The sequence below is a fragment of the Buchnera aphidicola (Formosaphis micheliae) genome, from assembly GCF_039403185.1.
In the GTDB taxonomy this organism is placed as follows: Bacteria; Pseudomonadota; Gammaproteobacteria; order Enterobacterales; family Enterobacteriaceae; genus Buchnera_C; species Buchnera_C aphidicola_B.
Map to the genome: position 1 here is coordinate 1 of NZ_CP135047.1, position 14,805 is coordinate 14,805.

The 14,805-nt window shown below is 25.1% G+C and carries 13 protein-coding genes; 10 read left to right on the top strand and 3 right to left on the bottom strand.

The features are described from left to right. The 9 genes from mnmG to atpC all read left to right on the top strand — a co-directional run bounded on the left by mnmG (window position 1) and on the right by atpC (window position 8,985). Window positions 1–1,887 carry a tRNA uridine-5-carboxymethylaminomethyl(34) synthesis enzyme MnmG gene (mnmG, locus tag RJX12_RS00005; protein ID WP_343192169.1) on the top strand — a complete coding sequence of 629 codons (1,887 nt, stop codon included), beginning with the start codon at window positions 1–3 and terminating at the stop codon, window positions 1,885–1,887. Window positions 1,888–2,329: 442 nt separating this feature from the next. Further along, the gene (atpB, locus tag RJX12_RS00010; protein WP_343192170.1) at window positions 2,330–3,160 is read left to right on the top strand and encodes a F0F1 ATP synthase subunit A; all 831 of its coding nucleotides are present in this window, start codon (window positions 2,330–2,332) and stop codon (window positions 3,158–3,160) included. Between the two features lie 54 nt (window positions 3,161–3,214). Then, complete coding sequence (gene atpE / locus RJX12_RS00015; RefSeq protein WP_343192171.1) at window positions 3,215–3,457, top strand: F0F1 ATP synthase subunit C; 243 nt, start codon at window positions 3,215–3,217, stop codon at window positions 3,455–3,457. A 123-nt stretch (window positions 3,458–3,580) separates the two neighbouring features. Beyond that, window positions 3,581–4,090 (top strand): F0F1 ATP synthase subunit B, encoded by a 510-nt coding sequence (locus RJX12_RS00020; RefSeq protein ID WP_343192172.1) that lies wholly within the window; start codon window positions 3,581–3,583, stop codon window positions 4,088–4,090. Continuing rightward, window positions 4,071–4,616, top strand: coding sequence for a F0F1 ATP synthase subunit delta (locus RJX12_RS00025; protein ID WP_343192174.1), 546 nt, complete (start codon window positions 4,071–4,073; stop codon window positions 4,614–4,616). Before RJX12_RS00020 ends, RJX12_RS00025 begins: the two co-directional genes overlap by 20 nt. A gap of 11 nt (window positions 4,617–4,627) precedes the next feature. Then, window positions 4,628–6,169 (top strand): F0F1 ATP synthase subunit alpha, encoded by a 1,542-nt coding sequence (gene atpA / locus RJX12_RS00030; RefSeq protein ID WP_343192175.1) that lies wholly within the window; start codon window positions 4,628–4,630, stop codon window positions 6,167–6,169. A 55-nt stretch (window positions 6,170–6,224) separates the two neighbouring features. After that, a complete protein-coding gene (gene atpG / locus RJX12_RS00035; protein ID WP_343192176.1) occupies window positions 6,225–7,103 on the top strand; it encodes an ATP synthase F1 subunit gamma in 879 nt (292 codons plus the stop codon). A gap of 24 nt (window positions 7,104–7,127) precedes the next feature. Beyond that, entirely contained in the window at window positions 7,128–8,534 is a 1,407-nt protein-coding gene (gene atpD, locus RJX12_RS00040; RefSeq protein ID WP_343192177.1) for a F0F1 ATP synthase subunit beta, read from the top strand. 31 nt (window positions 8,535–8,565) lie between these two features. Continuing rightward, window positions 8,566–8,985, top strand: a complete 420-nt coding sequence (gene atpC, locus RJX12_RS00045; RefSeq protein WP_343192178.1) for an ATP synthase F1 subunit epsilon — start codon at window positions 8,566–8,568, stop codon at window positions 8,983–8,985. 72 nt (window positions 8,986–9,057) lie between these two features. Here the strand turns inward: atpC and gyrB are convergent, their stop codons facing one another. The 3 genes from gyrB to dnaA all read right to left on the bottom strand — a co-directional run bounded on the left by gyrB (window position 9,058) and on the right by dnaA (window position 14,122). Further along, window positions 9,058–11,472 (bottom strand): DNA topoisomerase (ATP-hydrolyzing) subunit B, encoded by a 2,415-nt coding sequence (gyrB, locus tag RJX12_RS00050; RefSeq protein ID WP_343192179.1) that lies wholly within the window; start codon window positions 11,470–11,472, stop codon window positions 9,058–9,060. Between the two features lie 243 nt (window positions 11,473–11,715). Next, complete coding sequence (gene dnaN / locus RJX12_RS00055) at window positions 11,716–12,819, bottom strand: DNA polymerase III subunit beta (protein WP_343192180.1); 1,104 nt, start codon at window positions 12,817–12,819, stop codon at window positions 11,716–11,718. Between the two features lie 4 nt (window positions 12,820–12,823). Then, window positions 12,824–14,122 carry a chromosomal replication initiator protein DnaA gene (gene dnaA, locus RJX12_RS00060; RefSeq protein WP_428994276.1) on the bottom strand — a complete coding sequence of 433 codons (1,299 nt, stop codon included), beginning with the start codon at window positions 14,120–14,122 and terminating at the stop codon, window positions 12,824–12,826. A gap of 535 nt (window positions 14,123–14,657) precedes the next feature. Here dnaA and rpmH point away from each other — a divergent pair. Continuing rightward, window positions 14,658–14,801, top strand: a complete 144-nt coding sequence (rpmH, locus tag RJX12_RS00065; RefSeq protein ID WP_343192182.1) for a 50S ribosomal protein L34 — start codon at window positions 14,658–14,660, stop codon at window positions 14,799–14,801. The last annotated feature ends 4 nt before the right edge of the window (window positions 14,802–14,805 follow it).

The window sequence follows — 14,805 nt, forward strand, 5'->3', positions numbered from 1 at the left end:
ATGTCTAAAGTAAATCAATTTGATGTAATAGTTATAGGAGGTGGACATGCTGGAATAGAAGCTTCAATGGCTTCTGCAAGAATGGGGTATAAAACATTATTATTAACTCAAAGTATAAATACTTTAGGTTTTTTATCTTGTAATCCTGCTATAGGAGGAATTGGAAAAAGTCATTTAGTGAAAGAAATTGATGCGTTAGGAGGAGTTATGGCTAAAGCTATAGATTATGCTGGTATTCAGTTTAAAATACTTAATTCAAAAAAAGGACCTGCTGTTCGATCTACTCGAGCACAAGCTGATAGAAATCTATATGCTAACGTTATTAAGTTTTTCTTAAGAAATCAAAGTAATCTTTTTTTATTAGAAGAAGAAGTATATGATTTAATTATACGTAACTATTCTATTACAGGAGTTATAACAAAAAATGAATATAAATTTTACTCTAATTCAGTAATTTTAACTGCTGGTACATTTTTAGATGGAGTGATTCATATTGGTTTTAAAAAATATACAGGTGGTCGTATTGGTCATACTTCTTCTATAATATTAGCTGAACGTTTGAGGGGTTTATCATTAAAAATGGGTAGATTAAAGACTGGTACACCACCTCGAATTGATTCACGTACTATAGATTTTTCTCATTTATTAGTGCAACATGGAGATATTCCTACTCCTGTATTTTCATTTCTTGGGCAGGAACTTTGTCATCCTAAACAAATTCCATGTCATATAACATATACTAATGAAAAAACACATCAAATTATTAATGACAATTTTCATCAAAGTCCTATTTATACACATCAGATAACAGGTATAGGACCTCGTTATTGTCCTTCTATAGAAGATAAAGTTACTCGTTTTTCTCATCGTAAATCTCATCAAATTTTTTTGGAACCTGGAGGATTAACAGGAAATGAAATATATCCAAATGGTGTATCAACAAGTTTGCCATTAAAGATACAACTTGAATTTATACATTCGATTAAAGGTTTAGAGAATTCTAAAATTATACAACCAGGATATGCTATAGAATATAATTTTTTTGATCCAAGGAATTTAAAACCTACATTAGAAAGTAAATGTATTTCGGGTTTATTTTTTGCTGGTCAAATTAACGGAACAACTGGATATGAAGAAGCTGCAGTTCAAGGATTACTAGCAGGATTAAATGCTGCTTTATATATTTCTAATAGGGAACCATGGTTTCCTTTAAGAAATCAAGCATATTTGGGTGTATTAATTGATGATTTATGTACAAAAGGTATACAAGAACCTTATCGTATGTTTACAGCAAGAGCTGAGCATAGATTATATTTAAGAGAAGATAATGCTGATTTACGTTTAACAGAAATTGGTCGAAAATTAAATTTAGTAGATGATTTAAGGTGGGCTTGTTTTTGTGAAAAATCTGTATCTATTCAAACTGAATTTAATCGATTAAATACTTTAATGATTACACCAAATTCTTTAGAAGCTTTAGAAATTAATAAAATATTATCAAAAAAATTAACAAAGTTATCTACTGGAAAAGAATTATTAAAACGTTCTGAAGTTTCTTATTTTGATCTTATAAATTTATCTTTTTTTACTCCTAGTTTATCAGATAGAACTGCTATAGAACAATTAGAAAACCAAATAAAATACGAAGGTTATATTGCTCGACAAAATCATGAAATTGAGAAACATATTCATCATGAACATACAATTTTATCAGGAATTTTAGATTATTGTGATGTAAAAGGTTTATCTAATGAAGTTATTACAAAATTAAATTTTTATAAACCTGTATCTATAGGTCAAGCATCGCGTATTGAAGGAATTACTCCAGCAGCAATTTCTATTTTATTAATTCATATTAAAAAATGCCGAATGCAATCCAATTATTAAATATGTTCTAATATAATATATTTTTTATTATGAATAAAGTTTTTTATTATTCATTATAGTTTTTGATGTGTTTAATTTATATGTTGGTACTTTGTAATATTATATGTATAATATTTTTTATTTTTTTGTTATAGATCAAATAAATGATTTTAGTATATTTTAATTAATAGAATTATAATGTTTATTTAATTTAATTTTGATTAATAATATGTATTTTAAGTAATAAAATATGTAAATATAAACAGGTATATTAATATGGTATATTTAAAAAAAATACGTTTTTTATATATAAATACAAAAACATAAATTATATAACATTTTATTACATAAATTTTGCTTCTTTAGATTAGTTGATGAAAGGTTTTTTTATAATTTTAATATTTATAGTAAAATAAATTATTATGAGTTAATTTATTGCATAATACAAAATATGGGAGTCAGTATGGCTTCGGGAGAAATATTTAATACTCAGAAATACATCACTCATCATTTAGAACATTTAAAAATAAATTTACACACTTTAAACGTTTTTAATATTAAGGATAATATGCCTGTAAATGATTTTTGGACATTGAATATAGATTCAATTTTTTTTTCTATTTTGTTAGGGGCATCTTTTTTGATATTTTTTTTTATTATGTCAAAAAAAATGACTTATAATACTGTTCCAAATAAATTACAGGTAATAGTTGAATTAGTAATAGATTTTGTAAATAATAATGTACGAGAAATGTATGGTACTAAAAATATATCATTAATAGCACCTTTGTCTTTGACGATATTTATTTGGGTTGTTTTAATGAATTTTATGGATTTATTACCGGTAGATTTATTACCTTTTATCAGTGAATATTATTTAAATTGTACTTCTTTACGTATTGTTCCATCTTCAGATATAAATATTGCTTTATCTATGTCCTTCAGTATTTTTATTTTAATTATGTTTTATAGCTGTAAATATAAAGGGATTGTTTGTTTTTTAAAAGAACTAATAATGCAACCGTTTAAAAATCCATTTTTTTTTATAATTAATTTTATATTAGAATCAATTAGTTTATTATCAAAACCTATTTCTTTAGGATTAAGATTATTTGGTAATATATATGCAGGAGAAATGATTTTTATTTTAATAGCAGGTTTATTGCCATGGTGGTCACAATGGATATTAGCTGTTCCTTGGGCTATTTTTCATATTTTGATTATTTTTCTTCAAGCATTTATTTTTATGGTATTGACTATTGTTTATTTATCAATGGCTTCTAAAAAGCATTAATTTATTTTTGATAGTTTTTTATTAGTATAATAATAGAATAGTTCGGAGATTATTATGGAAAATATAAATATGGATGCACTTTATTTGGCAGTTGCTTTGATTATTGGTTTAGCTGCAATAGGTGCAGCTATTGGTATTGGAATTCTTGGTAGTAAATTTATGGAAGGTGCATCAAGGCAACCAGATCTTATTCCTTTATTACGTACCCAGTTTTTTATTGTAATGGGATTAGTAGATGCGATTCCTATGATTGCAGTAGGTATTGGTTTGTATATATTATTTGCTATTGCTTCTTAGATATAGTTTATATTTATAAAAGACTTAATATACTATGTTAATTTTAGTAAATAATAAAAATCTTTGTATTATTAAAATAATGCAAAGATTTTAAAAATATTAAAAATATGAGGTGTAATAATTGTGAATATTAATGCAACAATATTAGGACAGGCTATTTCATTTTTTATATTTGTTTGGTTTTGTATGAAATATGTTTGGCCTCCTATCTTAAATATTATTGAAAAAAGACAGAAAGATATTATTGATAGTTTAGATTTTGTAAAAAAAGAAAGAGAAAAGTTAGCTATTGATAAAGAGATGATACAAAAAGAAATAAATAATAAAAAAGAAGAGGCTGTTAAAATTATTAATTTAGCATATAAACAACGTGATATTATTTTAGAAAAATCTAAAAAAAATGCTGAATTAGTCAGTAAAAATATTTTTTTAAAATCAAAAGTAGAAATTATTAAGCAACAACATAAAGTAAAAGAAGAACTCTATCAATATGTAGCTGAATTAGCAATAAAAATGGCAGAAAAAGTAATGAAACAATCTATAAGTAAAAATAATAATAATGATACTATTAATCAATTAATTTTAAATTTATCAGAACAGGATAAATTATCTGATGTGCAAACATTTCAATAGTAGTGTTGCTCGTGTTTATGCAATAGCTGCATTCGAATTTGCAATGGAAACAAATGAAATTAAAGCTTGGGAAAGTATGCTGACTTTTGCTGCAGTTATTTCATCTAATAAAAGTATAGAAAGTTTGTTTTCAGGTGTTTTATCTGTGAAATATACTTTGTATATATTTATGAAGTTATGTGAAAAAGAAATAAATAGTATTCCATTTAAAAATTTTATTAAAATTATGGCTGAGAATAAACGTTTGTATTTATTAAATAATGTTTTATTAGAGTTTATTAAATATAAAAATAAATTTTTTAATATTATTGAAGTTAAAATTATATCTTCTCATGAATTAACTTTAAATCAAACTAATAAGATTATCTATTTTTTAGAAAAAAAATTTAACAAAAAAATAAAATGCATATATCAAATTAATAATTCTATAATTAGTGGTTTTATTATAAAAATAGATGATGTGGTAATAAATATGTCTATTAAAGATCGCTTACAACAACTAAATAATTTTTTTAGTATTTTTTGAGAAACATAAGTATGAATTTACATTCAAGTGAAATTAGTGAATTAATTAAAAAACGAATAGCTCAATTTGAAGTGGTTAATACAGTATATAATGAAGGTATAATTGTTTCAATTAGTGATGGAATTATAAAAATTTATGGTTTGTCTGATGTCATGCAAGGAGAAATGATAGCTTTACCTAACAATGAATATGCTATAGCTTTAAATTTAGAAAAAGATACTGTCAGTGCAATTGTTTTAGGTCCATATACTCATATTACAGAGTACACTCAAGTTAAGTGTACTGGACGTGTTTTAGAAGTACCTGTAGGCAAAAATTTTTTAGGTCGTGTTGTTGATACTTTAGGTAATCCTATAGATGGAAAAGGATATATTAAACATGATTTTTTTTCGCCTATAGAAACAAAGGCACCAGGAGTAATTGATAGAGAATCGATTACTCAACCAATACAAACAGGATATAAATCTATAGATTCTATGGTCCCTATTGGTTTAGGTCAACGCGAATTAATTATTGGTGATCGACAAACTGGTAAAACTGCATTGGCAATAGATACTATTATTAATCAGAAAAATGCAAATATTCGATGTATTTATGTAGCTATTGGACAAAAAAATTCAACTGTTGTTAGTATTGTTAAAAAATTAGAAGAATATAATGCTTTAAAAAATACGATTATTGTAGTTGCTTCTGCTGCAGAGTCTGCTGCATTGCAGTATTTAGCTCCTTATTCTGGATGTACAATGGGTGAGTATTTTCGTAATAGAGGAGAAGATGCATTAATTGTGTATGATGATTTATCGAAACATGCTATTGCTTATCGACAAATATCATTATTGTTAAGACGTCCACCAGGAAGAGAAGCATTTCCAGGTGACATTTTTTATTTGCATTCCAGATTATTAGAAAGATCATCACGAGTAAATACAAAATTTGTTGAGAATTTTACTAAAGGAAAAATTATAAATAAAACAGGTTCTTTAACGGCTTTACCTATTATAGAAACTCAAGATGGAGATGTATCTGCTTTTATACCAACAAATGTTATTTCTATTACTGATGGGCAAATTTTTTTAGAATCTAATTTGTTCAATTCAGGAATTCGTCCAGCTGTAAATCCAGGGATTTCTGTATCACGCGTCGGTAGTTCAGCACAAAGCAACATAATTAAAAAATTATCTAGTGGGCTTCGTACAGCTCTAGCTCAATATAGAGAATTAGCATCTTTTTCTCAATTTGCTTCGGATTTAGACGAAATTACTAGAAAACAGTTAATATATGGAAAAAAATTAATAGAATTACTTAAGCAAAAACAATATTCACCTTTGTCTATAGCGGAACAAGCTTTATTGTTTTTTTCTGCAGATAGAGGTTTTCTTGATGATATTTTATTAGAGAAAATTGTTTTTTTTGAGGAATCTATTTTAATATATTTTAATAATAAATATATTCAGGAAATAGAAAATATTAATATTAATAAAGTATTTGATAAAAATATAGAAAATTTATTTTTATCGGTTTTACAAGAATTTAAATCTACTCAATGTTGGTAAAATATAAAATTGTACTATAAAGAGAGAAACATAATTATTTATTTTAGGATGTAAAATGGCTGCAGAGAAAGAATTAAGAATTAAAATTAATAGTATTAGTAACACTAAAAAAATTACGCAAGCTATGGAAATGATTTCTATTTCTAAAATTAACAAAATAAAAAGTAAAATAAAGTTACGAACACCTTATATAGAATCAATGAGAATAGTGATTAATCGTTTGTTACAACGTAATTTACAGTATAAACATATTTATATTGATAATGATATAGATATTAAACGTATTGGTATAATTGTAGTATCAACAGATAAAGGTTTATGTGGTAGTTTAAATATTAATTTGTTTAAAAAAATATTGAGCAAAGTTAAATATTTTAATAATCAAAACATTGTCTGTGATTTTTTTATCTTTGGTTTAAAAGGTTTTATTTTTTTTGATGCAATGAAATATAGTATTATTCATAAAGTAGTAAATATAGGTGATAAACCTAGTATATCTAAATTTAGTGATTCTATTGAATTAGTTTTAAATTTGTACAAAAAAAATGTTTTTGGTAAATTGTTTTTAGCTAGTAATCAATGTAATAGTTCTATATTGCAAACTCCAAAAATTATACAATTATTACCATTTAAAAAAATAGAAAAAAAAAAGATAGAAACGAATGAAATGTGGAATTATTTATATGAACCGGATTCTAAATCGCTTTTAAATTTAATATTTAATCGTTATATTGAATCCAAAATTTATCAAGGCGTTTTAGAAAATATAGCAAGTGAACAAACTGCACGTATGATTGCTATGAAAATGGCTACAGATAATAGTAATAATATGATAAAAGAATTAAGATTAATTTATAATAAAACGCGACAAGAAGCGATTACTAATGAATTAATTGCGATTATTACAGGAGCATCTGCAGTTTCTTTAAATTGATTATTGGTATTGAGGTTTTTAAAGATGGATGTAGGGAAAATTATTCAAATTGTTGGTCCTGTAGTGGATGTAGAATTTCCTCAGGGATCGGTTCCAAACATATATCATGCATTAATAGTAAAAAATAAGGATTTAAATTTAACATTAGAAGTACAGCAACAATTGGGGTCTGGGGTAGTACGTACCATTGCTATGGGTTCTTCAGATGGTTTAAAAAGAGGATTATCTGTTGTTAATTTAAAACATGCTATTAAAGTACCTGTAGGAAAAATTACTTTAGGTAGAATAATAGATGTATTGGGATGTCCTATAGATAATAAAGGCGTATTAGCAGCAGAGAATAATGAAAATGTAGAGTATTGGGAAATTCATAGAAAACCTCCTATTTATGAAGAACAATTAAGTTCACAAGAAATATTAGAAACAGGAATTAAAGTAATTGATTTAATGTGTCCGTTTTCAAAAGGTGGAAAAGTTGGATTATTTGGCGGAGCTGGAGTAGGAAAAACTGTTAATATGATGGAGTTAATTCGTAATATTGCTATTGAACATTCTGGTTATTCAGTTTTTACCGGAGTTGGTGAAAGAACACGTGAAGGTAGTGATTTTTACAATGAAATGAAAGAATCGAAAGTGTTGGATAAAGTATCGTTAGTTTATGGACAAATGAACGAACCTCCTGGAAATCGTTTGCGAGTAGCTTTTACTGGTTTAACTTTAGCAGAAAAATTTAGAGATGAAGGAAATGATGTGTTATTGTTTATTGATAACATATATCGTTATACATTAGCTGGAACAGAAGTATCAGCTTTACTTGGTAGAATGCCTTCTGCTGTTGGTTATCAACCTACTTTAGCTGAAGAAATGGGTACATTGCAAGAACGTATTACTTCAACTAAAAAAGGTTCTATTACTTCGATACAAGCTGTATATGTTCCAGCTGATGATTTAACTGATCCTGCTCCTGCCACAACATTTGCACATTTAGATTCTACCATTACATTAAGTCGACAAATAGCTGCTTTAGGTATATATCCTGCTGTTGATCCTCTTTATTCTACTAGTCGACATTTAGATCCTAATATTGTTGGCAATATGCATTATGATACAGCTAGATGTGTACAGTCTATATTGCAACGATATCAAGAATTGAAAGATATTATTTCAATATTAGGTATGGATGAATTATCAGAAACGGATAAAATATTAGTTTCTAGAGCTAGAAAAATACAACGTTTTTTATCTCAACCATTTTTTGTCGCAGAGGTATTTACAGGTTTTAAAGGTAAATATGTAACCTTAAAAGATACTATTTTTGGTTTTCAAGAAATAGTTAAAGGTAATTGTGATGATTTACCTGAACAAGCATTTTATATGACTGGTACTATTTTAGAAGCACGAAAAAAAGCTAAAAAAATATTAGTAAATTAAATTTTTTATGTGTTTTGGATATATAATATATATGACTTGTCAATTAAACTTAGTTAGTTTTGAAAAAAATATTTTTTCTGGTTTAGTAAAAAAAATTCATATTTCTACTCATGAGGGAGAATTAGGGATTTATCCAGGACATTCACCTTTATTAGCTCGTATTAAAATGGGTTTAATTTATTTAATGCATGATTCAGAACAGGAAGAATATATGTATATTTCAGGTGGAATATTAGAAGTCCAACCTGACATTATTACTATTTTAGCAGATGTGGTTATTTTAGCATTGGATTTAAATTTTAATTTAATTATTCAACAAAAAAAGATAGCTAAAGAAAATATTAATAAAGAAATTAGTAATGCTAAAAATGTAGTATATATTAATCAATTAAATGAGGCATTAGCTAAATTACGTGTTTGTCAAATGACAGAAAAACTAAATTTAAAATAGTATATTATTAGTATTTAGCGGCAGGTGTTTTAAAAAAATTTTTCCTGTCGCGTATTGAGATATTATTATATTTTATATATCAATGTTTTCTACTAGTAGAGCGTGTTTTTCTATAAAGTTTTTCCTTGGTTCTACAGAATCTCCCATTAGTGTAGAAAACAATTTGCTAGCAGATTGTCCATCTTTAATGGTAACTTGTAACATTCTTCTCGTCTCTGGATTCATAGTAGTATGCCACAATTGATCTGGATTCATTTCTCCTAGTCCTTTATATCTCTGAATGGATAACCCTTTTTGAGAATGTTTAATTAGTTGTTCTATAAGTGTGTCTAAGTTATTAATTAAATAAATATTATCTCCTTTTTTTACATATGCCTCTTGTTTTTTTAATCGTGATATATAAACATGTAATTTACATATGTTTTGATATTCTTTACTTTTAAAGAAAGTATCGTCTAGGGTGTAGTTTTTAGTTAATGTATATTTTATTTCTTGAATAATTGGTATAAATAATTGATGATTGAGATCATTATAAATATAAGAAGTATATATACAATGATTTTTTTCTTTTTTATTTAAATCATATGTTAATTCATTTAGCCATTTTTTTACTTTTATATAATCATTTAAATAGTATAAAGGAGGTTGATAAATTAATTCTTTTAATATTGTTAAAGAATATTTTTCTTTTAAATTATATATTATTTTCTGTATGTTATTATATTTTTTTATTATTTTTTTTAAGTAATGTTCTTTAATAGAGTTTTCTTTCTTATCTTTTGTTTGTAAAGAAGTTCCTTCTAATGCTATTTTAAGTTGATATTTTTTCATGGATTCATCATCTTTAATGTAATGTTCTTTTTTTCCTTTTTTAATTTTGTATAATGGTGGTTGGGCTATGTAAAGGTGACCCTTTTCAATAATTTCTGGAATTTGTCGGTAAAAAAAAGTTAATAATAATGTTCGAATATGTGAACCATCAATGTCAGCATCTGTCATAATTATTATACTATGATATCTTAATTTATCTAAATTAAATTCGTTTTTACCTATACCGCAACCTAAAGCTGTAATTAAAGTAGCAATTTCTTGAGAAGATAACATTTTTTCAAAACTAGATTTTTCTACATTTAATATTTTTCCTTTTAATGGAAGAATAGCTTGGTTTTTTCTATTTCTACCTTGTTTAGCAGAACCACCTGCAGAATCTCCTTCAACTAAGTAAATTTCAGATAATGTAGGATTTTTTTCTTGACAATCGGAAAGTTTACCAGGTAATCCATTAATATCTAAAGTTCCTTTTTTTCTAGTAATTTCTCGTGCTTTTCTGGCTGCATCTCTGACTCGAGTAGCATTAATAATTTTATTTACAATGTTTTTAGCATCTTGTGGGTTTTCTAAGAGATACTCAAATAAATATTCATTCATTAATGATTCTACTATTGGTTTAACTTCAGAAGATACTAATTTTTCTTTTGTTTGAGAAGAAAATTTAGGATCTGAAATTTTAACTGAAATAATAGCAGTTAATCCTTCACGGGCATCATCTCCTGTAGCTATAATTTTTGTTTTTTTGTTATTATAACCTTCTCTGTCTATATAATTATTTAATGTACGTGTCATAGCAGTTCTAAAACCTATTAAATGAGTTCCTCCGTCTTGTTGAGATATATTATTAGTAAAACAATGTATGTTTTCTTGAAAAGAATTATTCCATTGCATAGCTATTTCTACTGATACGTTGTTTTTTATAGAAGAAAAATGGAATATATTTACATGGATTGGTGTTTTATTTTTACTTAAAAATATTATAAATTCTTTTATACCACCTTGGTAATGATAGTAGTCATGTATATTTTTTTTTATATCTTTTAAATGAATTGTAATACCTGGATTAAGAAAAGATAATTCACGTAATCTATCAGATAAAATATCATATTTAAAACTAGTAATATTAGTAAATATTTTGGGACTGGGCCAAAATCTTATTTTTGTTCCAGTTAATATAGTTTTTCCTATAATAGAAAGATTATTTTGAGGAGCACCATTATGATATAATTGTTGGTATATTTTTTTATTTCTATAAATTTGTAATTCTAATTTTTCAGAGAGAGCATTGACAACAGATATTCCTACTCCATGTAAACCTCCAGATATTTTGTAAGAATCATTATCGAATTTTCCGCCAGCATGAAGTACTGTCATAATTACTTCAGCTGCAGATATACCTGCATCTGGATGGATATCTACTGGAATTCCTCTACCATTATCTTGAATAGAAATTGAATGATCATTATTAATAGTTACAAAAATTTCTGTACAGTATCCTGCTAGAGCTTCATCAATAGCATTATCTACTACTTCAAATACCATATGATGTAGACCTGACCCATTATCTGTATTCCCAATATACATACTTGGACGTTTTTTTACAGCATCTAAACCTTTTAAAATTTTTATACTAGATGAATTATAAGAATGAGACATAATACCTCTATTTTTTATGTATTAGTGATAAGATAGTATTTTATTTGTTATATATTAAAAATATAAAAATTTTATAAAAATATAACTTATAATATTAAATTAAATTATTTTAAATTTATTTTAAAAAATAAAAAATATTTTTATGAATAAATCTGTGTTTTTAATATTTTTTTTAGATTTAAAATTCTTCTATTACTATATACTGCTTTATATGATTTGGTTTAATATAATAGTTATTGTTGTTTAGAGATGTAATGGCATTATTATGTAAAAAACTGAAGAATGTTCATTATCTGTAAGTTGTAATTTGGAAGCACATTTTTGTATGAAAAAAATAATATTTTTACTTTTTAATACGTTTAATACATCTAAAATGTAGTTTACGTTAATATTCATTTCAAAATTTATTTTTTTAGAAAAAATTAAAGGAATAATTTCTTTTGCTTCTTCTTCATTCTGATTACTACTACTAATTTCCAATTGGTTGTTATTTAAATACAAGTGTACTCCTTTAAATTGTTCATGAGATAAAACAGAAACTCTCAGTAAAGATGCTTTAAATAGAAGTAAATCAATTTCAATAATTTTTATTGGATTATTAAGTAAGACTTGTTTGTAATTTGGATAATTTCCTGAAATTAATTTAGAAGTAAATATTACGTTTTCTAAATGTATTTGAATATTATTTTCTCCTATAAATACTTTTGATAAAGATTGATTATTTCCTAATAAACGAGCTAATTCTATTATGCTTTTTTTTGGTATAATAATTGCACAATAAAGAATATAAGTATTGATTGATATCGTACATATTGCCATACGATATCCGTCAGTAGTAATAGTTCTAATATTATTTTTTTGAATTTCTAATAACATACCATTGAGATAATAACGTACATCTTGATTAGCTATTGCAAAATGAGTTGAATTAATCATATTTTTTAATACATTTTGAGAAATAGAGAATTTATTAGTGCTTTTAAAATTACGTAAATTGGGAAAAATATTTGAATTTAAAGTAATTAAAGAAAAAAAACTATTTTCTGAAATAATATTTATTTTATTTTCATATTTTTTTATTTCTAACATAGAATTGTTTGGAATATTTCGGCAAATATCTAATAATTTTTTACCTGAAACTAAACCACTTCCTGAATTGTATGTATAATGTACTGGAACTGTGATAATAATCTCGATTTCTAAATTACAACTAGTTAGAAATAACGTATTATCTTTAATGTTTAATAATACATTTTCTAAAATAGGATATGATTGATTTTTAACAAATAATGGACTGATTTTTTGTAGAGCAGTAAATAAATTATTTCTTGTTATAGTAAATTTCATATTATTATAGTGATAATTTTTGAATTAAATGTAAAAAGTCTTCTTTAATGTTATGATTTTCCTGGCATAATTGTTTAATTTTTTTACAAGCATGTAATACTGTAGTATGATCTCTTCCTCCAAAAGCATCTCCGATTTCTGGTAAGCTATAATTAGTTAGTTTTTTTGAAATAGCCATTGCAATTTGTCTTGGTCGTGTAATAGAACGAGAACGACTTTTTGATAATAGATCAGATACTTTTATTTTATAATATTCAGCAACGTTTTTTTGTATATTTTCTATAGTTGTTAATTTATTTTGTAATATAAATAAATCTCTTAATGTTTCTTGTACAAAATCGATAGTGATTATTTTATTGGTAAATTTTGCGCTTGCTACTATACGATTCAATGCTCCTTCTAGTTCACGTACATTTGATCTTAATCTTTTTGCTATAAAAAAAGCAACTTCATTAGATAATTTAATATTATTTTCTTTTGATTTATTTATTAAGATATCTATTCTAGTCTTTAATTCAGGAGGGGTTATGGAAACAGTTATTCCCCAGCTAAATCTTGATTTTAATCGATCTTCAATTCCGTTAATTTCTTTTGGATAACGATCAGACGTAAGTATAATTTGTTGATTACCCTCAATAAGACAGTTAAAAGTATGAAAAAGTTCTTCTTGAGATCTTTCTTTATTCGCAAAAAATTGAATATCATCAATTAATAAAACGTTTACTGTTCGATAATATTGTTTGAATTTTTCCATATTATTATTTTTTAATGCCTTGACCATATCTTGCACAAAACGTTCTGAATGTATATAAATAATTTTTTTGTTAAATTGGTTAACAATCATATAGTTACCTACAGCATGTAGTAAATGTGTTTTTCCTAAACCTGTTTTACTATATAAAAATAATGGATTATATGAATTTCCTGGGTTATCAGCTACCTGACATGTAAGTGCACGAGCTAATTTGTTTGATTTTCCTTCTACGAAATTAGAAAAATTATATTTTTTATTAATATGTGAATTATAAGAAGATGTTTTTGAGATTGATAAAATGTCCCATTTGGATGCATTTATAGTAGTATATTGATGATTACAATTAATTAATTTTTTGATATTTTTTTCTTGATGATCTTTTTTTATTTTAAATATTAATAAAGGTGTGTTTTTTCCACAAAAATGATGGAGTAGTTTATTAAAGTGTTTTAAATATTTATCTTGTACCCAGTCTAAAATAAAACAATTAGGAGCTGATAATTCTAACACATTATTATATAATTTAGCTTTTAAAGGACGTATCCACATGCTAAATTCTGTTGGTGGAAGAATGTTCTGTAAGTAAGTAAGACACTTTTTCCAAATCGAAAGAGACACGGTTAACTCCACACGAATAAATAATTAGTAAAAAATAAAATTATCTAACATAATGAAATGATCTATGTTTGATTCATATATAAGTTATTTTCTTAAAATTTTTATGCGTGTTATGAATTTTAAATATTTTTATACATAAAATTAATAATTATAGTATTAATAGTATACTTTATAGGTTATGTGTTTTCATTGTTTATCCAGAGGGATATTTTGATATGAGTGTTTTTATTTGTTCTATTTTTTTTATATGTTTTGATATCAGATAAAAATAAAATATATTTTTTATATATTTTTATATCAAACAATAATACAAATTTTTTATATGATATAAATATATATAATAAGTTTATTATAAAGTTTGTTGACTCTATAATATGAAATTATTATGCTTGTTACAATAATAAAAAATAGTAGTTTCTTATTTTATAAAAATTATAAAAATTAATTCAATAAGGTAATAATTATTATGAAACGAACTTTTCAACCGTCTATTTTAAAGAGAAATCGTTCTCATGGATTTCGGGTTCGTATGTCTACGAAAAATGGTCGCCATATTTTAGCACGTAGACGTGCTAAATTTAGAACATTATTAACTGTTTCTTCTAAATAAATAA